The sequence below is a fragment of the Sorangium sp. So ce119 genome, from assembly GCF_051524405.1.
Lineage (GTDB): Bacteria > Myxococcota_A > Polyangia > Polyangiales > Polyangiaceae > Sorangium > Sorangium cellulosum_G.
This window is the reverse complement of record NZ_CP150310.1, coordinates 4,117,929-4,143,538: the sequence shown is the minus strand read 5'-3', so window position 1 is coordinate 4,143,538 and position 25,610 is coordinate 4,117,929. Positions and strand designations below refer to the sequence as shown.

24 protein-coding genes are annotated in these 25,610 nt (G+C 74.0%); 13 read left to right on the top strand and 11 right to left on the bottom strand.

The window, feature by feature from the left end; translation table 11 throughout:
• Positions 1 to 211: 211 nt before the first annotated feature.
• On the bottom strand, positions 212 to 1,267 hold the full coding sequence (locus WME76_RS15515; protein WP_437960892.1) for a DUF72 domain-containing protein: 1,056 nt from the start codon (positions 1,265 to 1,267) through the stop codon (positions 212 to 214).
• A gap of 139 nt (positions 1,268 to 1,406) precedes the next feature.
• Between WME76_RS15515 and WME76_RS15510 the strand changes: the two genes are divergently transcribed.
• Both WME76_RS15510 and WME76_RS15505 read left to right on the top strand, forming a co-directional pair.
• Positions 1,407 to 2,711 (top strand): hypothetical protein, encoded by a 1,305-nt coding sequence (locus WME76_RS15510; protein ID WP_437960891.1) that lies wholly within the window; start codon positions 1,407 to 1,409, stop codon positions 2,709 to 2,711.
• Complete coding sequence (locus WME76_RS15505) at positions 2,711 to 3,400, top strand: ATP-binding cassette domain-containing protein (RefSeq protein ID WP_437960890.1); 690 nt, start codon at positions 2,711 to 2,713, stop codon at positions 3,398 to 3,400. Before WME76_RS15510 ends, WME76_RS15505 begins: the two co-directional genes overlap by 1 nt.
• A gap of 21 nt (positions 3,401 to 3,421) precedes the next feature.
• Here WME76_RS15505 and WME76_RS15500 read toward each other — a convergent pair whose 3' ends face one another.
• The 4 genes from WME76_RS15500 to folD are packed head-to-tail and all read right to left on the bottom strand — an operon-like array spanning position 3,422 to position 7,070.
• Complete coding sequence (locus tag WME76_RS15500) at positions 3,422 to 4,171, bottom strand: hypothetical protein (protein WP_437960889.1); 750 nt, start codon at positions 4,169 to 4,171, stop codon at positions 3,422 to 3,424.
• 9 nt (positions 4,172 to 4,180) lie between these two features.
• Entirely contained in the window at positions 4,181 to 4,933 is a 753-nt protein-coding gene (locus tag WME76_RS15495) for a class I SAM-dependent methyltransferase (RefSeq protein WP_437960888.1), read from the bottom strand.
• Positions 4,930 to 6,204: an alpha/beta hydrolase gene (locus WME76_RS15490; protein WP_437960887.1), complete on the bottom strand. Its 1,275-nt coding sequence runs from the start codon at positions 6,202 to 6,204 to the stop codon at positions 4,930 to 4,932. Before WME76_RS15490 ends, WME76_RS15495 begins: the two co-directional genes overlap by 4 nt.
• Before the next feature lie 2 nt (positions 6,205 to 6,206).
• Positions 6,207 to 7,070: a bifunctional methylenetetrahydrofolate dehydrogenase/methenyltetrahydrofolate cyclohydrolase FolD gene (gene folD / locus WME76_RS15485; RefSeq protein ID WP_437960886.1), complete on the bottom strand. Its 864-nt coding sequence runs from the start codon at positions 7,068 to 7,070 to the stop codon at positions 6,207 to 6,209.
• Positions 7,071 to 7,193: 123 nt separating this feature from the next.
• On the opposite strand from folD, the gene WME76_RS15480 reads away from it, so the two are divergent.
• Positions 7,194 to 8,570, top strand: coding sequence for a nicotinate phosphoribosyltransferase (locus tag WME76_RS15480; RefSeq protein ID WP_437960885.1), 1,377 nt, complete (start codon positions 7,194 to 7,196; stop codon positions 8,568 to 8,570).
• Between the two features lie 56 nt (positions 8,571 to 8,626).
• On the top strand, positions 8,627 to 9,310 hold the full coding sequence (locus WME76_RS15475) for a cysteine hydrolase family protein (protein WP_437960884.1): 684 nt from the start codon (positions 8,627 to 8,629) through the stop codon (positions 9,308 to 9,310).
• 51 nt (positions 9,311 to 9,361) lie between these two features.
• On the opposite strand, the gene WME76_RS15470 is transcribed toward WME76_RS15475, so the two are convergent.
• Positions 9,362 to 11,359 (bottom strand): EAL domain-containing protein, encoded by a 1,998-nt coding sequence (locus tag WME76_RS15470; protein ID WP_437960883.1) that lies wholly within the window; start codon positions 11,357 to 11,359, stop codon positions 9,362 to 9,364.
• A 322-nt stretch (positions 11,360 to 11,681) separates the two neighbouring features.
• Between WME76_RS15470 and coaE the strand changes: the two genes are divergently transcribed.
• From coaE to WME76_RS15450, 4 genes are all read left to right on the top strand, one after another.
• The gene (gene coaE, locus WME76_RS15465) at positions 11,682 to 12,332 is read left to right on the top strand and encodes a dephospho-CoA kinase (protein WP_437960882.1); all 651 of its coding nucleotides are present in this window, start codon (positions 11,682 to 11,684) and stop codon (positions 12,330 to 12,332) included.
• Between the two features lie 64 nt (positions 12,333 to 12,396).
• The gene (locus WME76_RS15460; RefSeq protein ID WP_437960881.1) at positions 12,397 to 13,995 is read left to right on the top strand and encodes a ribonuclease H-like domain-containing protein; all 1,599 of its coding nucleotides are present in this window, start codon (positions 12,397 to 12,399) and stop codon (positions 13,993 to 13,995) included.
• Positions 13,996 to 14,233: 238 nt separating this feature from the next.
• The gene (locus tag WME76_RS15455) at positions 14,234 to 14,884 is read left to right on the top strand and encodes a DUF72 domain-containing protein (protein ID WP_061615964.1); all 651 of its coding nucleotides are present in this window, start codon (positions 14,234 to 14,236) and stop codon (positions 14,882 to 14,884) included.
• Positions 14,885 to 14,983: 99 nt separating this feature from the next.
• On the top strand, positions 14,984 to 15,211 hold the full coding sequence (locus WME76_RS15450) for an addiction module protein (RefSeq protein WP_437960880.1): 228 nt from the start codon (positions 14,984 to 14,986) through the stop codon (positions 15,209 to 15,211).
• 182 nt (positions 15,212 to 15,393) lie between these two features.
• Here WME76_RS15450 and lnt read toward each other — a convergent pair whose 3' ends face one another.
• Positions 15,394 to 17,136 carry an apolipoprotein N-acyltransferase gene (lnt, locus tag WME76_RS15445; RefSeq protein WP_437960879.1) on the bottom strand — a complete coding sequence of 581 codons (1,743 nt, stop codon included), beginning with the start codon at positions 17,134 to 17,136 and terminating at the stop codon, positions 15,394 to 15,396.
• Between lnt and WME76_RS15440 the strand changes: the two genes are divergently transcribed.
• The 3 genes from WME76_RS15440 (at position 17,122) to WME76_RS15430 (ending at position 19,933) form a co-directional block, all read left to right on the top strand.
• Entirely contained in the window at positions 17,122 to 17,322 is a 201-nt protein-coding gene (locus WME76_RS15440; protein WP_437960878.1) for a hypothetical protein, read from the top strand. The two genes, lnt and WME76_RS15440, sit on opposite strands and share 15 nt — an antisense overlap.
• A 134-nt stretch (positions 17,323 to 17,456) precedes the next feature.
• Entirely contained in the window at positions 17,457 to 18,725 is a 1,269-nt protein-coding gene (locus WME76_RS15435) for a hybrid sensor histidine kinase/response regulator (protein WP_437960877.1), read from the top strand.
• Positions 18,725 to 19,933 (top strand): cysteine desulfurase family protein, encoded by a 1,209-nt coding sequence (locus WME76_RS15430; protein ID WP_437960876.1) that lies wholly within the window; start codon positions 18,725 to 18,727, stop codon positions 19,931 to 19,933. The genes WME76_RS15435 and WME76_RS15430 overlap by 1 nt, the downstream gene beginning before the upstream one ends.
• 626 nt (positions 19,934 to 20,559) lie before the next feature.
• On the opposite strand, the gene WME76_RS15425 is transcribed toward WME76_RS15430, so the two are convergent.
• The 3 genes from WME76_RS15425 to WME76_RS15415 are packed head-to-tail and all read right to left on the bottom strand — an operon-like array spanning position 20,560 to position 22,864.
• On the bottom strand, positions 20,560 to 21,306 hold the full coding sequence (locus WME76_RS15425) for a TrmH family RNA methyltransferase (RefSeq protein WP_437960875.1): 747 nt from the start codon (positions 21,304 to 21,306) through the stop codon (positions 20,560 to 20,562).
• Between the two features lies 1 nt (position 21,307).
• Positions 21,308 to 22,081 carry an orotidine-5'-phosphate decarboxylase gene (gene pyrF / locus WME76_RS15420; protein ID WP_437960874.1) on the bottom strand — a complete coding sequence of 258 codons (774 nt, stop codon included), beginning with the start codon at positions 22,079 to 22,081 and terminating at the stop codon, positions 21,308 to 21,310.
• Positions 22,082 to 22,099: 18 nt separating this feature from the next.
• The gene (locus WME76_RS15415; protein WP_061616324.1) at positions 22,100 to 22,864 is read right to left on the bottom strand and encodes a hypothetical protein; all 765 of its coding nucleotides are present in this window, start codon (positions 22,862 to 22,864) and stop codon (positions 22,100 to 22,102) included.
• Between the two features lie 465 nt (positions 22,865 to 23,329).
• Here WME76_RS15415 and WME76_RS15410 point away from each other — a divergent pair, with 465 nt between their 5' ends.
• The gene (locus tag WME76_RS15410) at positions 23,330 to 23,545 is read left to right on the top strand and encodes an acetyl-CoA carboxylase biotin carboxyl carrier protein subunit (RefSeq protein ID WP_061612420.1); all 216 of its coding nucleotides are present in this window, start codon (positions 23,330 to 23,332) and stop codon (positions 23,543 to 23,545) included.
• 91 nt (positions 23,546 to 23,636) lie between these two features.
• Here the strand turns inward: WME76_RS15410 and WME76_RS15405 are convergent, their stop codons facing one another.
• Positions 23,637 to 24,659, bottom strand: coding sequence for an MlaD family protein (locus WME76_RS15405; RefSeq protein WP_437960873.1), 1,023 nt, complete (start codon positions 24,657 to 24,659; stop codon positions 23,637 to 23,639).
• Between the two features lie 209 nt (positions 24,660 to 24,868).
• On the opposite strand from WME76_RS15405, the gene WME76_RS15400 reads away from it, so the two are divergent.
• Positions 24,869 to 25,609 carry an ABC transporter ATP-binding protein gene (locus WME76_RS15400; RefSeq protein ID WP_437291518.1) on the top strand — a complete coding sequence of 247 codons (741 nt, stop codon included), beginning with the start codon at positions 24,869 to 24,871 and terminating at the stop codon, positions 25,607 to 25,609.
• Position 25,610 lies beyond the last annotated feature (1 nt).

Below are 25,610 nucleotides of genomic sequence, written 5' to 3'. Positions count from 1 at the left end.
GTTGTGCGCGTCCTCTGCCGCGGCCCGGCGCGCCGGCGCCCGGCCACTCGCGCGAGGTGTTGCACGGATGGTGGGTCGGGGAGAGGCTTTTCGCGCCCCGGAATCCCGACGAGCGCGCCGCGCTGGCCCGAGAGCCGCCGCGTCGGGGGGCCCTTTCCAGTCTGTCCTCGGCGCAGCGCGCGCTGCGCTGACCGCTCGCTCCTGGCCGGGATCACCTCCCCGCGGCCGCCCCCGGCGCCTCCCACGCGGCGGCGACCTCCTCGGCGATCGCGCGCACGGTCAGGGGCGCCGACCCCTCAGCCTTGTTGTTCACGAGCACGAAGCTCTCCATGCCCAGCGCCGCGGCCTCGCACACGATCCGCGCGACCTCCGCGCGCATGGCGGGATCGGGCTCGACCACCCGGTCGAAGGGGTGGAACCGCCGCTGCTCTGCCTCGTAGCGGCGCCCGGGCTTGAGCAGGAGCCGCACGAGCGCGAACGGCGCGTTCGAGACGGGCACCACGTCCGCCTGGGGCCCGGGCGTCGGCATGGTGCGAAAGTAGCTGTAGGTATGGGCGACGCCGCGCGCGCCGAGGATCTCCCGGTACTCGCCGGTGAGGTAGGCGCGTTCCCTGATCTCGACGGCGTAGGTGAGCTCGCGCGGCAGCGCGCCCAGGAAGGCGTCGAGCCGCTCGAAGAACGCGCGCGGCGGGAGCCGGTGGGACGGGCCGACCGGGGGCAGCTCCAGCAGCACCGGCCCCGCGTGGGCCCGGAACGAGGACAGCAGCGGCGCGGCGACGCGCGACAGGAACAGCGGCACCGACAGGAAGTCCGGGTTCGGCTCGACGCGCGCGCGGTCGGCGCGTCGCGCCTCGTCCTCGCCCGAGGGCGTCTGTCCTTGATGCACGGTCTGGGAGACGACGGCGTGCAGCGCCTTCGACACGCACCGGAAGCCGTCCGGGAGCTGCGCTCCATAGCGACGGAAGTCGCTGTCGGGGATGGGGGCGTAGAAGCTGCGGTCGATGCCGACGGTCGTGAGCAGCGGGTGCCGGGCGTACTCGGCGAGGCCGTCGCGCGCGAGCTCCTCCGTGCTCCGCCGCCGGGCGTAGACGATGCCCTGCCAGCCCGGGAAGCTCCACGAGCTGGTGCCGAGGAGCACGCCCTTCGGCAGCCGCGCCGCGACGCGGGCGGCGTCGTCGTAGACCGCCGCCATCGCGTCGGGCTCGCTGGCCGCGGGCGCCTCGGCGGCGGCGGGTCCCGGCGCTGGTTCGAACAGCGAGAGCTGCATGGGAGAGGCGCCACGGCGCCCGGGTGAGCGGCCCACCCGGGGGATTCTACGTCTTCTGGAGCTCCCCGGGACCCGGCCGCGCGCGTCGGCGCGGTTCCTCCGGGAACATCCAGCCCGCCCCGGGGTACAAGCTCGTGACGTGCTGCGCCGCTTCGCCCTCGTCCTGCGCACCCTGGTCTCGACGGCCGGCAAGGACGCCGTCGCGCGCGCAATGCCGCTGTACATGGGGCTCGGCCTCGTCGTGGCGGTCGTGTTCGGGGGCAACGGGATGCACCCCTCGCAGCTCACCGGCCTCGCGGGCGCGTCGCTCCCGTTCCGGCTCGCGCTGTGGGCGGTGTGGCTGCTCGTCGCGATGCCCGCGGCGCGCGCGCTGCTCCGCGCTCCGGCGACCTTCTTCCTGCGCGCGCTGCCCGTCCCGCGGGCCCAGCTCCTCGCGGCGCACGCGCTGCTCCTCGCGGTCGCCGAGCTCCCCTGGGTGGCGCTCTGGGCGATCGGCGTCGGCGCGCTCGACGGCCCGGCCGCCGGGGCGCTCGCCGGCTGCGCCGCCGGCGCCGCGGCGGTCGCGGCGCACGGGATGCTCCTCGCCCGGCCGCGCGGCGCGCGCGAGCTCGCGCCCCTGTCGCTGCTCGCCGGCGCGATGCTGCTCGGGGCGCCCGCGCCGCTCCTGCTCGCCGGCGCCGCGCCGGCGCTCGTCGTCGGGCTGCGCGCGGCGTTCGTGCGCGCGCCGGAGGTCGCCGCCGGCCGCGAGCCCTCGCTGATCCCGTCCGCCGCGCCCGCGCTCGCCTCGCTCTCGCTCGCCTACCTGACGGCGCTGGTGCGGGGCCACCGCGCGGTGCTCGTGCGCGCCGTGGCGCTCGCGGCGCTCGGCGCGTTCATCGGGGCTGCCTATGCCCGGAGCATCGGGCCGCTCGCGGACGAGCCGCTCGCCGCGGCGTCGCTCGTCGCGCTCGCGCCGTTCGTGCTCTGCGCGGGCGCCGGCCTCGCCGGCCCGGTGCTCCGCGAGGAGCGGCGGATCGCATGGCTCCTCGCCGCCTGCGGCGCGGCGGCGCCGCTCAGGGCGGGCGCCGCCGCTGCGGCGGTCGCCGCGCCGGTGACGGCGCTCGCGCTCGCGCACGGGGCGGCGGTCGGGGCGCTCCACCGCGCGGCGCCCCTCGCGGCGCTGCGCGTCCTCGGCGGCGCGGCGCTCGCGGGGTTGCTCCTGTCCGCGGTTGCGCTCGGCTGCGTCCGCTGGTCGGTGCGGGAGGACGGCCGCGACAGCAGCCGGGTGCTCCTCACGGTGCTCGCCGCCGTCGTGGCGGCGACCGCGACCGCGTGGACGCTGCGCGAGCTCGCGCTCGCGGCCTGGGCTCCCGCGGCCGCGTGGCTCGCGGTGCCCGCCGGCGCGCGCTGGTCTTCGCGGAGCCGCGGGCGCGGCGCCGCGGTACGAGAGAGGGCGGCGCGGTGATGCTGGAAGCGACGGGGATCCACAAGCGGCTCGCGGGCAGGGACGTGCTCTCTGGCGTCGATCTCCGCTGCGGGCCTTCCGACGTGGCGGTCGTGATGGGCGGCAACGGCGCCGGCAAATCGACCTTGCTGCGGATCGTCGCCGGGGTGCTGGAGCCCGATCGCGGCGCGGTGACGCTCTCGGGCGATCCCATCCACGGCGGCGGGGCCGCGGCGCGGCGCCGCCTCGGCTACGCGCCCGACGCGACCGAGGCGCTGCCCGACCTCCAGGTCGCCGAGCTCTGCGCGCTCGTGCGCGCGCTCAAGCAGGCGCCGCCGCTCGACCGCGCGTGGGTCGAGCGGGTCGGCGCCGGTGCCTTCTACAGGCAGCGCCTCTCCGGGCTGTCGTTCGGCCAGCGCAAGCGCGCGCTGCTGCTCGCCGCGCTGGTGGGCGACCCGTGGCTGCTCGTGCTGGATGAGCCGACGAACGGCCTGGACGCCGAGGGCGCGCGCACGGTGATCGAGCTCATCGAGCAGCGCCGCGCCGAGGGGAAGGCGACCCTGCTCACGACGAACGACCCGGCGCTCGCCGCGGCGCTCGGCGGGCGGCCGCAGCGGCTGAGCGCGGGTCGGCTCGGCGCGCCCGGCGCCGGAGACGCTGCGGGCGTGGTCCTGGAGGGGGGAGCGGGGCAGGGGGGGCACCGCCCGTGAAGGCCCGGCGCCGGACGCTTTCTACCGGTCGGTCCGCCTGGGCGGCTGCGGGCAGAGCAGCTTCTTCAGCTCGTCTGTCGCCGCTGCGCCCCGCACCACCGCCGAAGCCAGTCGTTGCACCTTGGGCGCGAAGGAGCAGTCGACAGGCTCGTTGGGCGCCTTGTGCAGCAGGGATTCGACCTGATCGGCGGGGCCCTCCACGCTCTTCCTCGTGCAGAGGATCGGGCTCCCCTGGTGGTAGTAGTATCTGCGCTGCAGAAGGCGGGTCGCCGTGACATCGCCGAAGGGGAAGGCGTCATTCAGGGCGAAGATCAGCTTTCCGCCGTCGTAATAGAACTGGTAGGTGGACCCGGCGTCTCCCGCGGCGATGTCCTTGAGCTCTGCCCTCGAGACGGCGTTGTTCTTCTGGTGCAGCCGAATCTCGGCGCTCCCCTCGTCAGCAGGACACGCCATGCGGAACTCGCTCTTCGTCAGCGCCTTGTCCGCCTGGATCTCCGCGTATCTCTTACGGATTTCCTCGATGCGCGGGTCGTCCGGCGCCTCCCGGGCGGCGCTGGGGCTCTCGGCGCCAGCCGCTGCGTCGGGGGTCGCCGTGGGCGGCGCGGACGGAGCGGACGACGCCGTGGCGGCCGGGGTCGCGGCCGCGGAAGGCTGAGCTCGATTCTCGGTGCCGGGCACCGCGGCTGTCGTGGATGAGGCTGGCGCCACGTCGCCGCGCCCGCAGGCGGTGGCGAGCAGGACGCCTGCGAGGACCATCGCAGATCGACTCATGACGTGTTCCTATTCTCCATCGGGCGTCGAATCCACCTCGGCGCTCCGGGCGAGCGGCAGCAGCCGCAGCACCCGTGTCTCGCGCTGCTCGCGGCCCTCGAGATCGAGCGAGGTCGGGACGAGGTAACGCGCGATCTCCTCGACGCCTTCCGTCGGGCAATACGAGCGCCCCGGATCCCCCACGAGCACCGCCGCCGCGTCCCTGGCCTGCCAGCGCAGCCACGGAAGCAAGCGGTCGACCATCGCGCGCTCGTAGCAGACGTCGCCCGCCACGATGACGTCCCACGCGCCGCCCGCGGCGCTCGCCGTGAGATCCTCCGTGATCACGTCGAAGGCGACGCCGTTCAACGCCGCGTTCAGCCGGAGCGCCGCGGCGGCGAACGGATCGATGTCCGCGGCGCTCACGCGCGCCGCGCCGGCGCGGACCGCGGCGATCGCGACGACGCCCCCGCCGGCGGCGAGATCGAGCACGCGCTTGCCGGAGACGACGGCGGGGTGGTCGAGCAGGTACCGCGCGAGCGCCTGCCCGCCGGCCCACGCGAACGCCCAGTAGGGCGGCGGCACGCCCGCGCGCGCGAGCGCCGCCTCGGTCGCGTGCCAGAGCGGCGTGACCTCGGTCGCGAGGTGGAGCCTCACCTCGGGGACGAACGGCGGGCAGGCCACGGCGGTCTCGCGCGCCACGAACGCCGCGGCGCGCTCGTCCCGCGCGAGGTCCTCTGCCGGCTGCTGGGGCGGCTCCGGTCGCGCAGGCGCCCTCGTCACAGCGCCTCGAAGATCCGCAGCGGATCGGCGACGCGCGCGGCCCACGCCGCCTCGTCGTGCGTCGCGCCCGCGTGCCAGGCGTAGAACACGCTCTCGCCCTCCACGTAGGGCGACCCCGCCCTCGTGAGGACGTCCCGGAGCTGGAGGTTCTCGCAGTAGTTGTCGGTCGCCGCCGGGTCGTCGTCCTCGATGCCGTCGCCGTCGCCGTCGACGCAATCGCCGCCGCCGCCCGAGTCCAGGTAGAGCGTCGCCGCGCGCTCCGTGTGCGCCGCGTACCGCTCGATCATCGTCTCATGGCGGACGTCCGCCCCGATGCTGCCCCAGCCCATCGTGCCGGACAGGCTCGCGGCGAACGCGTACTCGCCCCGGTGGCGCGCGGCGGCGTGGAAGCTGATGAGGCCCCCGAGCGACGAGCCCATGACCCCGATCGGACCCGGCTCGCCGTACCGCGCCCTGATGAACGGCCGGACCGTGTCCCTCAGGAAGTCGGCATGGGCGTCGCCCTCTCCGCCGATCAGCGCGCCGCCCTCCTCGATGCGATCCTCGACGTGCGTGTACTCCGCGAGCCGCGCCGGGGTGCTGTCGACGCCGACGAGGAGCACCCCCGGCGGCGCGTGGTCCTGGAGGTGCCAGCCGCCCGCCGGGCCCGCGGGATCGAAGAGGTTCTGGCCGTCGTGCACGTAGAGGACCCGGTCCACGGCCCCCTCCGGGACCCACACGCGCACGGTCCGCGGCGCCATCGACGCGTCGCCCACGGCGAAGTGGCGCTCGAGGTGCGCCTCGCGGGGCGCGACGAGGCTCATCTCGCCGAACTCGTCGTAGGTGCATGCGTGCGACCACGGATCGGCCGCCCACGCAGTCCCATCGGTGAACTTGTAGCGAGCGCCCGCGGGCACGTTCAGCACGATCCAGTGGAAGCCGGCGTCGCCGGTCATCTCCGCGCCGGTCCACGCGTCGTGCTCGCCCGCGAGCAGGCGCAGGGTCGCGCTGGTCGAGACGAAGAGGTAGCCGCCGTCCACGGGGACGGGCCAGCCGGTCCGCGCCGCGTGCGCGAGCAGCGCCGCGTCGCGGTCCTCCCGCAGCTCGGCGACGATCGCCTCGACCGGCGTCTCGCTCGCGCCGCCGCCCTGGCCACCCGCGCCGGTCGCGGCGCCGTCCGACGCGCGCGGTGAGCCGCCCGGCTCCGCGTCGCCGCAGCCCGCGAGCGCGGCGAGGATCCCCGCGCCTGCGGCCGCGCGCCGGGCCGCCGCGTCCCACCCCGGCGCGGCCACGGCTACTGCGCCGCCACCCGCGCTTCCGCCGCGCGCAGCGTCGTCTCGAGCAGCGAGGCGATCGTCATCGGGCCGACGCCGCCCGGCACCGGCGTGATCCACGCGGCGCGCTCCCTGGCGGCGTCGAAATCGACGTCGCCCACCAGCTTGCCTGCCTCGTTGCGGTTCAGGCCGACGTCGATCACCGTGGCCCCTTCCTTGATCCAGTCGCCGTGGATGAGCCCCGGACTGCCCGCGGCGACGACGAGGATGTCGGCCTCGCGGCAGAGCGCCTGAAGATCGCGCGTGCGGGTGTGGGCGATCGCGACCGTCGCGTGCTGCGCGAGCAGGAGCGCCGCCATCGGCCTGCCGACGAGGTTGCTCCGCCCGACAACCACCGCGCGGGCCCCGGCGATCTCGACGCCCGCCTCGGCGAGCAGGCGCATGCACCCCCTCGGCGTGCACGGCGCGAGCACGCCCGGGCGGCCCATCGCGAGCAGCCCCGCGTTCACCGGGTGGAGCCCGTCGACGTCCTTCGCGGGATCGATGGCCTCGAGCGCGCGTTGCTCCCGGATGTGCCCCGGCAGCGGGAGCTGGACGAGGATCCCGTCGACCGTGTCGTCCGCGTTGAGCTCCGCGATGCGCGCGAGCAGCGCGTCCTCGGTCGTCGCGGCCGGGAGCGTGAGGAGCCGGCCCCGCATGCCGACCTCGTTCGACATCCGCTCCTTGGTCCGCGTGTGGGTCACGCTGGCCGGGTCCTCGCTGACGAGCACCACGTCGAGGCCAGGGGGCCGGCCGTGGGCGGCCGCGAAGCGGGCCACCCCCTCCCGCACCTCGTCGCGGACCTTCTGCGCGATCGCCTTGCCGTCCAGGATCTTCGCTGCCACGGCCGCGGAGCTTAGACCACCCGCGGCCATCCCGGGGGCGCGGCGTGGGGAACGCGACGACCGGAACATCCGCCGCGCGATGTTCAGGTTGACCCTTCCGTCCAGCGTCTCTAGCCATGAGCGGTGGACGCGCTGCACACCGACCTCTACCAGCTCACGATGGCGGCGGGATACTTCCACCGCGGCATGACCTCGCGCGTCGCGACGTGCGAGCTCTTCGTGCGGCGGCTGCCCAGGCACCGCCGCTTCCTCGTCGCGATGGGGCTCGACCGGGTCGTGCGCTACCTCGAGGGGCTCCGCTTCACCGACGAGCAGATCGCGTACCTGAGCGCGATCCCGGCGCTCGCCGACGCGATGACGCCGGCGTTCTGCGCCTACCTGCGGAGCTTCCGCTTCCACGGCGACGTCTGGGCCGTCCCCGAGGGGACGGTGTTCTTCCCGAACGAGCCGCTCCTGCGGGTCACGGCGCCGCTCATCGAGGCGCAGCTCATCGAGACGTTCGCCCTGTCGGCCATCAACCACGCGACCACGATCGCGTCGAAGGCCGCGCGCGTCGTCCTCGCCGCCGGCGACGCGGGCGTCATGGAGTTCGGCACCCGCAGGGCTCACCCGGAGGCGGCGCTCGACGCGGCGCGGGCCGCGTACGCGGTCGGCTGCGTCGGCACCTCCAACGTCGAGGCCGGGATGCGCTTCGGCATCCCGGTGCTCGGCACGGCCGCGCACATGTGGACCATGGCCCACCCGACCGAGGAGGCCGCGTTCGAGAGCTACGTCGCCGTCTTCCCGAGCGCGGCGATCCTGCTCATCGACACGTACGACACGCTCGTCGGCGCCGCGCGCGCCGCGGCGATCGCGCGCGACAGGCTGAAGGGCGTGCGCATCGACTCCGGCGATCTCGGCGCGCTCAGCGTGGCCGTGCGCAGGATCCTCGACGCCGCGGGGTGCGCCTCGGCGAAGATCGTCGCCTCCGGCGATCTCAACGAGCACCGCATCGCCGAGCTCAGGCGCGCCGGGGCGCCCATCGACCTCTACGGCGTCGGCACGGACCTCGTGACCTCGATCGACGCCCCCTCGCTGGGCGGCGTCTACAAGCTCGTGGAGATCGGCGGCGTCGAGCCGGGCGCCGCCGGCGAGCGCACGCCGATCGCGAAGTTCTCGGAGGGGAAGGCGACCCTGCCCGGCGCGCACCAGGTGCACCGCTTCCGCGATCAGGCCGGCAAGCTCGCGCGCGACGTCATCGCGCTCGACAGCGAGCCCCTGGGCGCCGGGGCCGAGCCGCTGCTCGCGCCCGTGATGAAGCGCGGCGCGCGCGTCGCGCCGCCCGAGGGGCTCGACGCGATCCGGGCGCGCGTGCGCGAGCAGCTCGGCGCGCTCCCGGAGGCGATGCGGCGCATCGACGACGATCCCGCGCCGGGCGCGGCGTTCGCGGTCGAGGTGTCGCCGCAGCTCGGCGCGCTCGTCGAGACGGTGCGCGCCCGCGTCGTCGCCGGCGCAAAGTAAGGAGCGCGCGGGGCGCCGCCGCGCGCTGCGCGCCTCCACGCGAGAGGAGAGAGGACATGGCGAGTGGCAACATGACCCGGCAACCGTCGCCCCCGAGGGTTTTCGTCGATGTCGACGTGCAGCGGGACTTCTGCGATGAGACCGGCGCGCTGTACGTGAAGGGCTCGCCGAACGCGCTGTTCCGGCGGCTCACGGAGCACGCGGTCGCGCGCGGGATCCCGATCGTCGGCTCGGTCGACTCGCACGCGTGGGACGCGTGGGAGTTCGGCTCGAACGACACGCCAGCCCCCGAGGGCGGCAAGCCGGGCTTCCCCGATCATTGCGTGAAGGGGACGCCGGGCTGGCTGAAGGTCGAGGGCACGCTCCCGCCGCGCTTCCGCTTCATCCCCAACGTCCCGCACGCGCCGGTCGACACGGCGGTGCGCGAGCTCGCGACCGGCCAGACCCACGGCGTCTACTTCGAGAAGGAGGTCTACAGCCTGTTCGCGAACCCGGTCGCCGAGGGGTTCCTGCGCGAGCTCTCGGCGGCGCTCGGCGGCGCGCCGGAGTTCGTCGTCTACGGCGTGGCGACCGACTACTGCGTCCGCGCCGCCGCGCTCGGGCTGGTCCAGCGCGGCTGCCGCACGACGCTCCTGACCGACGCCGTCGCCGGCATCACCGAGGCCGGCGTCGCCGCCGCGCTCGGCGAGATGCAGGCCGCCGGCGTCGCCCTCACGACGTCGTCGGCCGTGCTCGGCTGACGAGGGCGCGCGGGGCGGCGCTCCTCGCGCGACGCCCCCGCGCCGGCGACGTCAGCGGCCCGCCGGGGAGCCCGTCGGGTCCGGGTCGCTCGGGTCGCCCTGGGCGCGCAGCGACCCGCAGAGGTCCACGAGCGGCTGCGGCTTGTCGAAGTGCCACCCCTGCGCGTAGTGGATGCCCATCGACGTGAGCAGATCGGCGATCTCCTGGTTCTCCACCTGCTCGGCGACGGTCTTGATGCCGAGCGTGTCGCCGATGCGGTGCACCGACTCGACGATCGCGCGGTGGAGCGAGTTGTCGTGCAGATCGCGCACGAACATGCCGTCGATCTTCACGTAGTCGACCGGCAGGCTCTCCAGGTAGCCGTACGACGCGTGCCCGCTGCCGAAGTCGTCGATGGCGAACCGGCACCCCATGGCGCCGAGCTCCTGCATGAACCACAGCACCTCGCCGAGGTTGGCGAGCGCCGCCGTCTCGGTGATCTCGAAGCAGATCTTGCTCGGCGGCACCTGCGCGCGGTGGAGCTGCTCGACGAGGAAGTCGAGCAGGCCCTCGCGCAGCAGCGACACGCCCGACAGGTTGATCGAGCACGTGTCGAGGCGCCGCAGCGCGTGCTGCGGCAGCGCGCCGATCAGCCGGAACGCCTGCCGCGCGACGTAGCGATCGATGACGTGGATCAGGCCGCTCTGCTCCGCCGCCTGGATGATGCCGACCGGCGAGTAGAACCGGCCGTCCTCGCCGAGCTGCCGCACGAGCACCTCGAAGTGCGCGCCCTTCGGCGTGTGCGCCGCGCCCGGCTTGACGAGCGGGTGGATCCCCTGGGCGTAGAGCCTGAGCCGCCCCTCGGCGAGGTGGCGCTGCAGGCTCGCGACCCACTGCATCGAGCGCCGGCTCGTCGTCATCTGCTGGTCGTCGAGGTAGACCTGCAGCCTCCCGCGCCCGTTCTCCTTCGCGATCCGGCACGCGTGATCCGCGGCGCCGAGCACGTCGACGGCCCGCTCGAAGTGGGGGGTCAGCACCACGAGCCCGATGCTCGCGCCGATCGAGAACGTCTTCTCGGCCCACCCGAACCTGAACTCGAGCAGGCAGATCTGCAGGTCGCGCGCGATCCGCTCCGCCTCGCGCTCGCCCTTGTCGGCGAGCAGGAGGACGAACTCGTCGCCGCCGATCCGCCCGGCCGCGTCCTTCGGCCCGACGATCTCGTGCACGCGCGTCGCGACCCACTGGAGCAGATCGTCGCCCGCCTCGTGCCCGCACGTCGCGTTCACGAGCCGGAACCGATCCAGGTCGATGTAGCAGAGCGCGTACGGCGTCCCGTTCTTCCTGCAGTCGTTCAGCGCCTCCTCGATGCGATCGATGATCGCGTACCGATCGAGGAGCCGCGTCAGCGCGTCGTAGCGCGGCTTGGCCGGGTGGATCGGCAAGGGCCCCGGGGCGCCGAGCTCGCGGAAGAGGACGATCTGCCCGGGCGGGGGAGGCGGCTTCGAGTCGCGCTGGCTCTCGCGCGTCGGCCGCCCGGTGAGCGCGCCGATCGTGTGGAGGATGGGGAGCACGGACCCGTCGCGGCGCTCGAGCAGCGCGGTGTACCGCCCCTGCGGCCTGGCCGCGGCGCCCGCGTCCGGCGCGGCGAGCGGCGCGCCCGGCGTGCGCAGCGCGCCCTCGTCGATGATCACCGGCGCGAGCGGCACCACGGGCTCGCGCCGCGGCGTGAGCGCGGGCGGCGCGGCCTTCGCGGGCGCGCCCTCGTCGAACAGCTCGTTCATCTCGCCGACGTCGATGTCCGGCTCTCCGCTCGTCGCCCCCGCCGCGGGGATCAGCCGGAGCACGCGATCGAGCAGCGCGCCGCGCGCCTCGACGATCGACCAGCCCGTCAGCCGCTCCGCCGCCCCGTTCAAGCGCACCACGCGCTGCTCGGCGTCGATCTCGATCACGCCGACGTCGACCTCGGACAGCCACGCCGTGAGCTGTTTGTCCGGCGAGCCACGATGCGCGTCCGAGCGATCGAACGTGGCGTGCAGGCTCGACTCCGGCCGGTCTTCGATCTTTGCCACCACCCCGTCATGGTAGTTGCATTCCCGGAGAAGCGGACTTCTTAAGCGCCGACGGCGAGGAAACTCACGGCCACGGCCCCGCTGGGGTAGGCTCGGGGCCATGGGTGGTCACGAGGAGAACATGCGCCCCCGGACGGCGCTGAGCGCCCGCGCCGCCGCGCTTTCCCCGACGTCGCGGGCTTTTCTCGATCTCCGACGCTGCTGGCGCTCTCCGGGGCGTACGGCAGGGAAGGTAGAGAATGGTGCGACGCGTCACGACGGCGCATCGCGATCGACGGACGGCGTCGGCGCGCGCTCTGTCCTCGGGGGGAGCTGCGGCGCGATGGGGCTCGTCCTGTTCGGGCTCACGGGCGGCCTCGGATCCGGCAAGAGCACGGTGGCCGCTCGCTTTCGCGCGCAGGGGCTTCCGGTGATCGACGCCGACGCGCTCGCGCGCGAGGTGGTGGCGAAGGGGACCGAGGGGCTCGCGGAGGTGGTCCGCGCCTTCGGTCCGGAGGTGCTGTCGCCGGACGGATCGCTCGATCGCGCGCGCGTCGCCGCGATCGTGTTCGCGGATCCCGACAGGCGCCGGCAGCTCAACGCGATCGTGCACCCGCGCATCACGGCGCTCACGCTCGAGCGCGCCGCCGCGCTCGAGGCGCAGGGCGAGCCCCTGGCATGTTACGAGGCGGCGCTCCTCGTCGAGAACCGGGTCACCGACGCGTTCCGCCCGCTCGTGGTGGTCGCGGTGCCCGAGGCGGTGCAGATCGCCCGCGCGATGGCGCGGGACGGCGCCACCGAGGACGAGGTGCGCGCCCGGCTCGCCGCGCAGCTCCCGCTCTCCAGCAAGGTCGCGGTCGCCGATCACGTCATCGAGAACTCCGGCGATCGCGCCGCGACCGAGCGCCAGGCCGACGAGGTGCTCGCCGCGATCCGGGCGAGGTTCGGCGTCCCCGCCGGCGCGGCCCGCCCCGCATCCGGCCAGGGCTCCTGACGTCGCTTCGCCGGACCACTGACTTGATGCGCAGTGCCCGGCGTGGAAGTCTCGGGGCCGGCCGATGACGTCGTTCAAGTCGAAGCTCGCGCGGCTCGGGCCGCTCCCGATGGAGCAGCGCAGCGGCGCGCCGCTCGCGCCCGCGCGGCCGCCGCTCGCCCGCGGGGTCGCGGCGGAGGACGCTCAGCCGCCGATCGTGCCGGTCGCGACGCCATCTGCGCTCGACGCAGCGCCGGCCTCGACGCCGCCGGCGTGCGGCGTGGCGGACGACGCGACGTCGTCATCGGCGCCGTCTGCGCGCGACGCGGCGCCGGCTGCTCGCGAGGCGGCCCGGTCCGCGGCGATTTCCCCGGCGTCGGGCGGCGCGCGGCCGTCGCTGGACGAGCTGCGCGAGCGCATCTCCCGCATCGTCGCCCGGGGCGCGCCGCCCACCCCCAGGGCCGACCCGGCGCGCGGCGAGCTCCCCTTCCTCGTCGAGCAGACGCCCGGCGGGCCGCTCTATGTGAGCCGCACTCGCTCGCTCGCGGCGGCCCGCGTCGGTCGCGCGCCGCTCGTCGCCGCGCGCGACGCCGACCCGGCGATGCTCGCGCTCCTGGCGCTCGACCCGGCGCTCGCCGGCTGCGACGTGCGGAGGGCGCTGTTCCTCGACACGGAGACCACCGGCCTCGCGGGGGGCACGGGCACCGTGCCCTTCCTCATCGGCCTCGCCTGGTTCGACCCCGGGGGCGCCGGCGCGGGGCCGCTCGGCGAGCCGTCGTCCGACGGCTTCATCATGGAGCAGCTCCTGCTGCGCCGCCTCGGCGAGGAGGAGCCCATCCTGCGCCGCCTCGCCGAGCGCCTCGCCGACGCCTCGATGATCATCACGTACAACGGCAAGGCGTTCGACATGCCGCTCCTGCGCACGCGCTACGTGATGAACCGCCTGCCGCCGCCGCCGGAGCTGCCGCACCTCGATCTCGTCCACGTCGCGCGCCGGATCCACAAGGCGCGCCTCAAGACGCGCACGCTGATCGCCCTCGAGCACGACGTGCTCGGCCGCGTCCGCGTCGGCGACGTGCCCGGCGGCGAGATCGTCGCCTGCTACGCCCACTTCCTGCGCACCGGCGACGAGGAGGCGCTGCTCGGCGTCGTCGAGCACAACGCCGCCGACGTGCTCGCGATGGTCGCGCTGGTCGGCCTCTACGGCGAGCCGCTCGGCAGCCTCGCCGCCGGCGATCTCGCGGGCGTCGCCGCGACGCTGCGGAGGGCGGGCGCGCTCGAGCGCGCGGCGGAGCTCGCGGACGCGGCCGTCGAGCGCGGGGGCGGCGCGGCCGCGCGGCGCGCGCGCGGCGACATCGCGAAGGCGCGCGGCGACAAGGCGCGGGCGCTCTCGGACTACGAGGCGCTCGCCGCCGAGATCGACGACCCCGCGGTGCGCCTCGAGCTCGCGAAGCTCTACGAGCACCACGTCCGCGCCTTCGCCCGGGCCCTCGAGCTGGCCGACCAGGGCACCGCCGAGCCCGAGCCGGCGCAGGCGCGCCGCCGGGCCCGTTTGCAGCGCAAGATCGACCGCCGATCCGGCGGCGGCGCCGCCCTCGCGCTGCCGTTCGATCAGGCCGAGGGCGCCGGGGCGCGCCCTCGCGAGGGGGGCGCCGCCGCGCCGCGCCGCGAGGGCGAGGAGTGAGCGGGCATCCCGCGCCCCGCGCTCGGCCTGCGCGCCCCGCCCCGCGCTCGCCGCTCTTGCCACTCCCGACGCGCGCCTCGCGCCCGCGCTGCGCGGCGGGGCCCCGGCGCGGGACGCGCTGGCCGGGACGCGCGGGACAGCGAGCGGCCGAGGGGTCGCCGGGGGCTCTGGGCGAGCCCGTCGAGAAATCCATCGCTCTGGCTTCTCGCCGGGGCGTGCGTGGGCTAGGGTGGGGGCGATGATTACCGTCGGCTGCGCCGGTTTCCCCGTCCCAGCGACGCGCTATTTCCGCGAGTTCATGTTCGTGGAGGTGCAGGAGACCCATGTGTCCCTCCCGGGACCTGGAACGATCCGGCGCTGGCGGCGCGAAGCTCCGGTCGGATTTCGCTTCGCCTTGCTGGGTCCGCGCGAGATCGGGCAGGAGGGTTTCAGGGACGGCAAGGTGATCGAGACGGCGCTGAAGAGCATCGAGGCCGTCGCGGACGAGCTCGAGGCGAAGCTCGCGGTCTTCGTCGGCCCCCCGGAGTTCACGCCCACGCGCGCGAACAAGGCGATCCTGCGCGACTTCCTCGTCAACGTGAAGAAGCGCTTCGACCGCGTCGTCTTCGAGCCGCCGCCCGGGTGGGATCCCGACGAGAGCGACGAGCTCACGCAGGAGGTCGGCGCGCTCGCCGCGCGCGATCCGCTGACCGCGGGGCTCTCGCGGCTGAAGGTGGCCTACTACCGCCTTCACGGCCCGGCGGGCCACAAGTCGCGCTACGAGGACCCGGCGATCGAGCGGCTCGCGGAGATCGCGCGCGGGGCGAAGCACGACGACGCGACGTACGTCTTCACGAACGTCGACATGTTCGCCGACGCGAAGCGCTTCAAGAAGGCGATGAAGCTGTAGGGCCGCGCGTCATCAGGCGGGGATGCTCCCGGCAGGCCGGGGATGCTCGCCAGCGCTGGCCCGATCCATGCGTCCGGCAGATCTGCTACGCTGCTGCGCATGTCCTTCTCGGCCGAAGAGCTCCTCGATGAGGCGATGAAGCTCCCCGAGAGCGAGCGGCGCGTCCTCGCGCTGCGGCTGCTGGAGAGCGTGGGCGACGAGTCGTCGGAAGAGGTCGAGCGCGCGTGGGTCGAGGAGGCCCGGGAGCGCTTCGATGACATCCGGTCGGGGCGCTCCCAGCCTGTTCCCTTGGATGAGGCCCGCGGCCGCATGTTTGCGCGGGGCTGAGGTGCCTCGCCGTCCTGTCGTCCTCGCGACAGAAGCAGAGCGCGAGGTCCACGAAGCGTTCCTGTGGTACGCCGCGCGCGCCCCGAACGTCGCCGATCGCCCGCCGCCCCGGGAGCTGGCGACGCCGGGGCCCGTGAGCTCGGGCGACGCCTGCGACGCCTTGGTCTGCGCCGCGGCCGCGCTCAGCCCGCGACGCGCTGGCGGCGCCAGCGCTCCGGGCGCGTGAACAGCGCCATCGCGGCGATCACGACCGCGGCGGCGTACCACGGGATGTCCTGCACGGTCCCGTAGACGGTCCGCGCGCGCATGAACCGCGCATCGCCGAGGAGCGACTGCTCCTTGAAGGTGTCGCTGTGCACCACGACGCGGCCCACCGGATCCACGATGGCCGAGACGCCGCTGTTCGTGGCGCGCACGAGGTAGCGGCGGTGCTCGATCGCGCGCATCTTCGCGAGCGCGAGGTGGATCCACGGCTCCGTCGTGTCGCCGAACCAGGCGTCGTTCGTGAGGTTGACGAGCAGGTCCGGGTCGCCCTCCGCGACAAGCTTGTTCACGAAGTGAGGCAGGATGTCCTCGTAGCAGATCATCGTCGCGAGCCTGTGCCCGTTCCACTCGAGCGGCGCGAGCGACGTGCCCGGGCTGAAGCGGCCCGAGTTCGGCGACAGCGTGTAGAGGTACGGGATTGTGTCGCCGAGCGGGAGGTACTCGCCGAACGCGAGCAGGTACTGCTTGTCGTACCGCCCGAGGATCTCGCCCTCCTCGCCGGCCATGAGCGCCGTGTTGAAGCTCACGCCGCGCTCGTGCGTGTTGGGGGGTAGCCGGTGGACGACCGTGCCGACCACCGTCGGCACGCCGAGCCGGCTCGTGAGCGAGCGCTGGACCTCGGTCTTGTAGGCCGACTCGCGGAAGGCCTGCGGCACGCCGGCCTCGCTCCACACGACGAGCCCGGCGCCCTGCTTCGCGAGCTCGCGGGTCCGGTTCACGTGGATCTTGACCGCGTTCCGGCGGTCGAAGAGCGCCAGGTTCGGCTGGACGATCCCGATCGTGATCGGTTCGGCCGCGGCGGCGGCCGCGTCCACGGCGCGCATCCGGAGCACGCCGTACACGGCGGCGAGGGCGGGGGCCGCGACGCCCACCGCGAGGACCGCGCGGTTCAGCGGGCGACCGCGCCCCGGCGGGGAAACGGCGCCGCGGTAGGCATGCGGATCGCGGTGCGCGCCCGGGGGCGCGGCGCGGAGCAGCCCGCGATCCAGCCGGAACATCACGAGCTCGGCGAGGGCGAGGTTCGCGGCGACGAGCACCAGACCGACGAGGTACGGGCCGCCGAGATCGGCGACCTGACCCATCACCGGCGCGTTGTGCACCGAGGCGCCGTAGTACCAGGGGAAGAGCAGCGGAAAGACGAGCTCGCTGGTCACGAACGCGAGGGCGAAGGCCACGGGGCCCGGCCAGCCGCGCGCCTCGGCCCGCCCGTAGAGCCAGCCGCACAGGGCGATGCGCCCCGCCTGGTAGGCGCACAGGATCGCCATGAAGAGCGCGCAGAGGATCGTCGGGAATCCGCTGAACACCCGCAGCATCTCGAGCAGCCAGTAGAAGCCGGTCATCGTCATGACGAAGCCGGCGATCCAGCCGAGCAGCGCCGCGCGCCCCGGCGTCTGCCCGCGCAGCGCCACGATCAGCGGGACGAGGCCGAAGAACGCGATCGGCCAGAGATCCATCCCCGGGAACCCGAGGAAGTAGAAGAACCCGGAGAGCGCCGCGAGCCCGTAGGCGAGACGCGCGGGCAGCGGACGCACCGCGCTCGGGGCGCTCGCGGCGCTCGCGGCGCTCGCGTCGCGCGCCTCGGGCCGAGGGAGGCCCGCGGCCTCGCCGCCCGCCGGGTCTGCGCCGGGAGCCTCGCTCTCTTGCTGGTGCGCGGTCGTCATCGGGAGCGCCGGAAGAAGAGGAAGGAGAAGCAGCGCGCCGCCGTGACGGCGCGGTGGAACCTGAAGGGGCCGGGCATGGCGGCCCCCGTATTGAAGGGGCGCCGCCGCTACGTCAACCCGCTCGGCGCGAAGCTCGATGACGCGCTCGGCGCGAGCCCGATGACGCGCTCGGCGCGAGCCCGATGACGCGCGGCGCGCGTACGCCGCGAGCGGACGATCCGGGCATTGCCGCGTCGGCGCACGCTGGTGATGGCGGCGGAAAGTCGCGCAGAACGTGCCTGATCCCCGTCGTTCGTGACTACTATGCGCACGTAGAGCCCATGTCGAAGATCCTTCACATCGAGGACGATCCCGCGAACCGCCTGCTCGTCCGCAAGCTGCTCCAGAACGCCGGCTACGAGGTCCTCGAGGCCGCCGACGGGCTCGAAGGGGTGCGCCTCGCCTGCGCGCAACGCCCGGACCTCGTCCTCGTCGACCTGAACATCCCGGGCCTCGACGGGTTCGAGGTCACCCTGCGCCTGCGCGGCGAGGCGTCGCTCGCCGGCGTCCCCATCGTGGCGATCACCGCCGAGGGCGACCGGGACACGAGCCTCGCCGTGGGTTGCGACGGCTTCCTCCAGAAGCCGATCGACGCGCGCTCCTTCTCCGCGGTCATCGCCCGCTACCTCAGCGGCGCGCGCGAGGAGCTCCCCGCGTCGCAGGGGCCGCTCCGGCTCCGCGAGCAGAGCCAGCGCATCGTCGCCCACCTCGAGCAGAAGGTGGCCGAGCTCTCGCGCGCCAACGCCCGGCTCCGCGAGCTCGACGCCGCGCGCACCGAGTTCTACCGCAACATCTCGCACGAGCTCGCGACCCCGATGACGCCGATCGTCGGGTACGTGAAGCTGCTCGCCGACGAGGAGCTCGGCCCGCTCAACAAGGCCCAGAAGAAGGCGCTGCTCGCGATGGAGGACTGCGTCCGCAGGCTCCGGTCGCTCATCGACAACCTGCTCGACGTGACCGGCATCGAGACGGGCCGGATGCGGTTCATGCACTCCGAGTACGACTTCCTCGACACCACGCGGCGCGCCCTCGCCCAGGTGGCCGACCGCTTCGCCGAGGGGAAGGTCCAGCTCGTCGAGGACCTGCCCCGCGGCCCGCTGCCCGCGTGGGGCGACGCAGGGCGGCTGCAGCGCGCCATGATCCAGCTCTTCGAGAACGCGGCGAAGTTCACGCCCGCCGGCGGCACGGCGGGCGTGCGCGTCAGCGTGCTCCAGTCGGGGCACTACGAGCTCTGCGTCGCCGACACGGGGCCCGGGGTGAAGGCCGACCGCCAGCTGCGCATCTTCGAGCCGTTCTACCAGGTCGACGGCTCGGCCACGCGCGCCTACGGCGGCGTCGGCGTCGGGCTCGCGATCGCGCGGCGCACCGCCCGGGGGCTCGGCGGCGACATGCGCGTCGTGTCGCCCAGCAACGAGGTCATCGAGGGCGAGACGCTCACCGGCGCGGCGTTCTACCTGACCGTCGCCCGGCGGGCGCCCTTCCAGGACGACGGCAGCTCGCCGGGCCGGCTCGGCCCGCCCTCGTCGCCGCCGGCCGATCCGTCTGGCTGATGCGCTCGGTCGCCCGCGTCATCTACCTCGACTGGAACGCCACGACGCCGCCGCACCCGGAGGTCCTGGCAGCGATGCAGGCCGCCGCCGAGGTGGCCTGGGCCAACCCGGCCAGCGTGCACGGCCCGGGGCGGCGGGCGCGCGCCTTCATCGAGCAGGCGCGCGAGGCGGTGGCCCGGCTGACGGGCTTCGACGCGCGCGACGTGACGCTCACCTCGGGCGGCACCGAGGCGAACAACCTCGCGCTGTGGCACGCGTTCGGCGATGAGACCTCCGGGGCCGGCGCGCCGGCCTGGGGGCGGCTCCAGGGCGCGCTCGTGGTCTCGCGGATCGAACACCCCTCGGTCGCCCGCGCCGCGGAGGCGCTCGCCGGCCGCGGCGTCGAGGTCGCCTGGGTCGATCCGGAGCCGTCCGGCCGGGTCGCGCCGGAGGCGCTCGCGGCCGCCATCGATCGCGCGGCGGCGGTCGCGCCCGTGCGGCTGGTGAGCCTCCAGGCGGTCAACCATGAGACGGGGGTCGTGCAGCCGGTCGCCGAGGCCGCGGCGCTCGCCCACGCCCGCGGGGCGCGTCTCCATGTGGACGCGGTGCAGGCCGTGGGGCGCCTCCCGCCGGAGGCGTGGGCCGGGGCGGATCTGGTGTCGGTCGCGGCTCACAAGATCCGGGGACCCAAGGGGATCGGCGCCCTCGCGGCGCGGCCGGGCATCCGGCTCCGGCCCGTCCTGCTCGGCGGCGCCCAGGAGCGCGGGCTCCGGCCCGGGACGCAGGACCCGATCGCCGCGGCCGGCTTCGCCGTGGCCGCCCGGCGCGCGCTCGACGCCCCCGCCCGGTACGCCGCGCTCGCGCCGCTCCGCGACCGCCTCGAGGCCGAGCTCCTCGACGCGGGGCGCGCCGTCGGCGGGGCGCCGGTCCGCAACGGGGAGGGCGCGCGCGCGCCCCACGTCGCGAACCTCTCCTGGCCCGGCTGGCGCGGCGACGAGCTCTGCGCCGCGCTCGACCTCGAGGGCGTCGCCGTCTCGAGCGGCTCGGCCTGCAGCGCCGGGACCGCCGAGCCGTCGCCGGTCCTCACCGCGATGCTCGGACCCGAGCGCGCGGCGTCCGCCGTGCGGTTCTCGATCGGCGAGGAGACGACCGAGGCCGACGTCGTCGAGGCGGCGCGCCGCGTGGCCCGCGTGCTCTCCCGCCTGCGGCCGCTTCCAGCCGGAACCTGAGCCGATCCGGCGGCTTACCGCGAGGCCATTGGTTCTTGAACCATCCCTCGAGCCATTCCGGACAACCGCGCAGAGAAGGGTGAGTCCACAGGGGTAACTCCAGGCAAGAACTTGTGTTTTCAGGGGGGGTGTGGATTCTTTTTCTCGATCCATTGAATGGATCGAATCGGTCGTCTTCCTGGGAGCCTGTTCAGCAATGGAGCTGGCGCTCGAATCGTCATGAGGTTCAGATCGTATCTGTTTGAAATTGCTTATTAATATGACGTAGTAAGGGATCTACCGACGGCGCGTCCGGGGGCCCCCGCAGTGCTCGAGGGCGCCGGCCGCGGGCGCATTGCTCGATCAATGCGGGCCATTCTTCCCCCTGGACCAGGGGGTCACCCGCGGCGCGCTCGGATTGTTCTCCAGCGCGCTTGCCCTGCTCACTTCATCACGCCGGCGCAGGGTCCCGCAGCGCGGGCTCGCCCCGCTCCTCGGGGCACCTCGGCCGCAGGGTCTCGCGGCGCGCGCCGGCCCCGCCCGCCGCGGCACCCCGACCGACCCGACCTCGCCGCGCGCGTTCGCTGCGCTCACCGGGGCGCCCGCGCGCGCGCTCCGGCGCGGGCCTCCGCAGGTCTTCTGCCGGGCTACGCGCGCGCCGCGCGGCGCTGGCGGACGACCTCGTAGAGCGCGATCGCCCCGGCGACCGAGGCGTTCAGCGAGGAGATGGGGCCGGTCATGGGGAGCCGGGCCACGTGCTGGCAGACGCGGCGGACCGAGCGCCGCGTGCCCTTGTCCTCGGCGCCGATGACGATCGCGACAGGGCCGGTCAGGGGCAGCTCGCCGAGCTCCACCGAGCCCTGCGCGTCGAGCGCGATCGCGGCGACGCCGCGCGCGGCGAGCGCCTCCAGGGCGTCGGGCAGGGAGCGCACCCGGCAGAGCCGCGCGTGCTCGATGGCGCCCGCCGAGGCCCGGAACGTCGCCGGGGTGAGCGGCGCCGAGCTGTGCTCGGGCCACAGGATCGCCCGGGCGCCGAGCGCGACGGCGCTGCGGATCACCGCGCCGAAGTTCTGCGGGTCCATCACGCCGTCGAGCGCCACCGTGATCGTGCCGCCGCCGGGCTGGCCCTCCTCGACGACCGGGATCGCGTCGACCCCGACGATCTGGAGCTCCGGCGCCGACGCGACCGCCCCCTGGTGACGGCCGCCGGCGCTGCGGCGGTCGAGTTCGCCGCGGGGCGCGCGCTCGGTCGGGATGCCCTGGCCCTCCGCGAGGCGCGCGAGCGCGTCCAGCTTCGGGCCGCCGTCGCGCTGGACGAGGACCCAGCCGACGCCCGCGCCGTGCGCGCGGATCGCCTCTCGGACCGGCTGAAGACCGTAGACGAGTCGGCTCACGTCAGCGCGGGGGGTGAAGCGTGTGGGCGATTTCCTGCACGATCGACCGGGCCGCGGCGAGCGGGTCGACCGCGTCGCGGATCGGCCGGCCGACCACCAGGAGATCGGCGCCGGCCGAGATCGCGGCCGACGGCGTGGCGATGCGCTTCTGATCGTCGGCGCGGGCGCCGTCCGGCCCCGGACCGAGGCGGATGCCCGGCGTCACGAGGAGCTCGCCCGGCCCGAGCGCCTGCCGCAGCGCCGGCACCTCCTGCGGCGAGGCGACGAACCCATGGATGCCGGCGGCGCGCGCGAGCCGCGCCACCCGGACCACGTGCTCCGACGCGCTCCCCTGGATGCCCTGCGCGGCGAGATCGGCCTCGTCGAGCGACGTGAGCATGGTGACGGCGAGCAGGATCAGATCCCGGGAGCGCGCCGCCTCCTGGGCCGCGCGCCTCAGCATCTCGGCGCCGCCGGCCGCGTGCACCGTCAGGTAGCGGACGCCGAGCGCGGCGGCGCTCGCCACCGCGCCGGCCACCGTCGCGGGGATGTCGTGCAGCTTCAGATCGAGGAAGACGTCGAGCCCGAGCTCCCTGCCGATCTCGACCGCGTGCGGCCCCTCGCGGACGAACAGCTCCAGTCCGACCTTGAGCACGCCGATCGACGGCGCGACGCGGGCCGCGGCCGCCCTGGCCTCGTCCAGGCTCGGGTAGTCGAGCGGGAAGACGAGCCTGCGGCGCGCCTCGTCGAGCGAGCTGCCGCCGAGGCTCGTCCTCTGCCTCACGGAGTTGGGCATGCGGTGAACCTGTCCCGATCAGAGGCAGCTACAGAGCGGATCGCCAGGGGCGCAGTTGCAGGGAGCCTTGGTGCCACCGCCGCTCGCCGGGGCGCCGCCGGCGGCCGGGCGGCCGCCGCCGCCGCGACGGAGCTGCTCCTGCTTCTGCTGCTCCTGCTCGAGCTGCTTCTGGAGCGAGAGGCGCGTCGCCTCGTCCTTGGCGGTCGCGAGCTGATCGCGCAGCCCGGCCATCTTGCCCTCGGACTCCTTGAACTGCGCCTCGAGGCGCTTGTTCGCCTCCTCGAGCTCGCGCGCCCTCGCGGCCTCGGCCGCGATGCGCGCCTCGTTCTCCTGGGCCGACTTGACGGCCGCGATCGTGACGCCGCCGATCACCAGCACGCTGGCGACGGCGCCGCCGATGAGGAGCTTGCGCAGCTTCTTCTTCGACTCGTCCTGCTGCAGCGCCGCGAGCGAGCGCTCGTGGTGCTGCTGCGCGGCCATCGCCTCGAGCCGCGCCTTCTGCTCGGCCTCGACGCGCGCCTTCTCGATCTCGGCCTGACGGATCGCCTCGAGGCGCGCGGCCTCCTCGCGGGCGCGGCGCTCCTCGTTGCGGCGGCGCTCCTCCTCGGTGCGGATGCGCAGCTCCTCGGCCTCGCGCGCGGCGCGCTCCGCCTCGACCCGGGCCTTCTCGGCGGCGGCGGCGGCGGCGGCCTTCTGGGCCTCTTCGGTCTTGATGCGATCCTCCTCGAGGTTCATCAGCTCCTTGAGCGAGAACAGGACCGAGCTTTCCTTCTGTTCCGACATGACCTCGTGGCTCCTTCGATCGAGCGCGTGCGGTTTGGCTACCGGGGGGCGTTGCGGAGACCCTGCAGGTCGCCCTGGGCGGGGCCACCAAGCAGGGAGATTGTGACCCGCAGAGCGGCTTTCACGCAATTATTCACGACAACCGCGACCCTCGTCACGCCGAGGAACCGCGGAGCCGGCAGGCAGATTATCGCCGTGGTGCACGGTAGGTACCAGCGGAAATCGCAGCGCTCCGTCCCTTCCACGTCCGCTGCCGTCCGTGAGCGTCCGTTACCACCGTTGCCCTCCGCGTATACCCGCCTACCGCGCCGAGGACCGCGCCGCGGATACGCCGGGCGACCTGTGCCGTCGGGGAGGGTGCCCGGGGCATGCTCGGACGGGGAGCACCCGATGCGGCGCCGCCGCGCGCGTCCTGGGTACGGTCCCGTTGGATTCTCGACGGCTCTCCGGTAGCTTCGCGCGCCCATGGCAAAGGTCATCAAGGCGCACATCACCGGTACGGTCTGGAAGATCGAGGTCAAGCCGGGCGACAAGGTCGAAGAGGGGACCGTCGTCGTCATCCTCGAGTCCATGAAGATGGAGATGCCCGTCGAGGCGGAAGACGAGGGCACGGTGGAGGAGATCCTCGTCACCGAGGGGGCCTCGGTCACCGAGGGCGCGCCGCTCGTCAAGCTGGCCTGACCGCCCGGGCCGGCCGGCGCCCGTCCTTCGCGTCCGCGGCCGGCGCGCGCCCGCGCGCGCCGGCGTCGACGACGTCGGCGCGCGGCGGCGCTCACTCGCGCCAGAAGAACTTCCAGGGGTTGTGCTTGAGGTCGCGCGCGAGCTCCTGGAGGTCATCGAAGAGCTGCTCGTCCATCACGAGCGCGCCTACCGTCCCCTTGCCGCGCTTGACGTGGGCGAGGACCTCCTGGGCGTCGGCGGTCGCCGACCTCGCGCGTCCCGCGATCTCGGCGATGTCGTCGAGCGTCTTCTTGATCTTGGCCTGCTCCGCCTCGCTGCCCACGGTGGCCGAGAGCCGGCGCGCGTTCGCCAGCGTCTCGCGCGCGTCCGCCATGAGCGGCGGCAGATCGCGCGCGGCCGTGCCGCTCACCTGATCGGCGTTCGCGAGGATCCGGTCGATCTGCGGGTTGTTCACGTACTTCTGCCGGGCGTCCTTCACGAGCTCGGTGCCGTCGAGGCTGATCTGCTCGACGTTCTCGGCGATGCGGTCGAGCCGGTCCTGGTTCCGGTGCATGAAGTCGCCGGTGCCCTTCAGCGTCTTCCGGAGCCCGTCGAACGCCTCGCCGACCTCCTCGCGGTGCTCGCGCATCGCCGAGACGGTCGCGTGCAGGAGCTCGTATCCCTCGGCCAGGAGCATGTCGAGGCGCGGCGGATCGAGCCCGCGGACGACCGCGTTCTCGGCGAGCACCGGCCGGTCGTGCGAGCCGGGCTCGATCGCGAGGAACTGCTCGCCGAGCACGCCCTGCGTCGTGACGTAGAAGGTGGCGTTGTCGTGGATGCTCTGCTGATAGCGCTCCTCGACGCGCACCTGGATCCGCACGAGCGGCTCGCGCCGGCCGTCCTTGCCGGGCTGGCCGCCGCGGAAGTGGATCTCGCTGAGCTTGCCGACCTCCACGCCGGCGATCTTCACCGGCGCCCCGGTCTGGAGGCCGCCCGGGTTGTCGAAGTCGACGTAGATGGAGTACTTCGGCTGGAAGTTGACCCCGCCCATCACGAGGATGAAGGTGGCGAGGAGCCCGATCGCCGTAAGGATGAGGATCCCGACTTTGACCTCGATCGACCGCGGGCTTGCCATGGGCCTGTCATCTTCTCCTATCTTGCGGCGGGGAGGTGAGGGAAATGGGCCAGGATCCGCCTGTCGCAGCGCAGTATCCCACGTCAGCGCCGTGACGCTTCGCGCTGCCCTGTCGCTGCATCGCGCCGCCTCACCGCTGTCATGCGTTGCCTTACCGCTGCCATGACCTCACTTGCCCTGACGCAACCGTTCTTGCCTCGAAAACCGCGATGATTTCGTTCCGGAATGTCAGAAAATCCTTTGGAGCCAAAGAGGTCCTGAAGGACGTCTCGTTCGACGTCGCCGACGGTGAGGTGTTCTTCATCATCGGGCAGTCGGGCGTCGGGAAGAGCGTGCTCATCAAGCACCTCGTGGGGCTGCTCTACCCGGACGGGGGGGAGATCTGGCTGGACGGCGAGGACGTCAGCCGCTTCGACGAGGCGCGGATGTACCCGGTGCGGATGAAGTGCGCGATGGTCTTCCAGCACTCGACGCTGTTCGACTCGATGACGTGCGCCGAGAACGTCGCGCTCCCGCTCCGCAAGCACAAGGGGCTCAAGCCGAAGGAGGCGCTCGCGGAGGCGCGGCGGCGGCTCGAGCAGGTGCACATGCGCGAGTTCGGCGACCGCTTCCCGCCGGAGCTCGGCGACGGCATGCGCAAGCGCGTCGCCATCGCCCGCGCGCTCACGCTCGACCCGCGCTACGTGCTCTTCGACGAGCCGACCACGAGCCTCGACCCGGTGAGCGCGCGCCGCGTCGACAAGCTGATCCGCGAGCTCAGCGACACGCTCGGCGTGACCAGCATCGTCGTGAGCCACGACCTCGTCAGCATCTTCACGATCGCCGATCGCATCGTCATGCTCTATCAGGGGCTCGTCCGGCTGCTCGGCGATCGCGGCGCGTTCCAGGGCTCGCCGGACCCGGTCGTGCGGCAGTTCATCACCGGGAGCGCCGAGGGGCCGATCGAGTGAG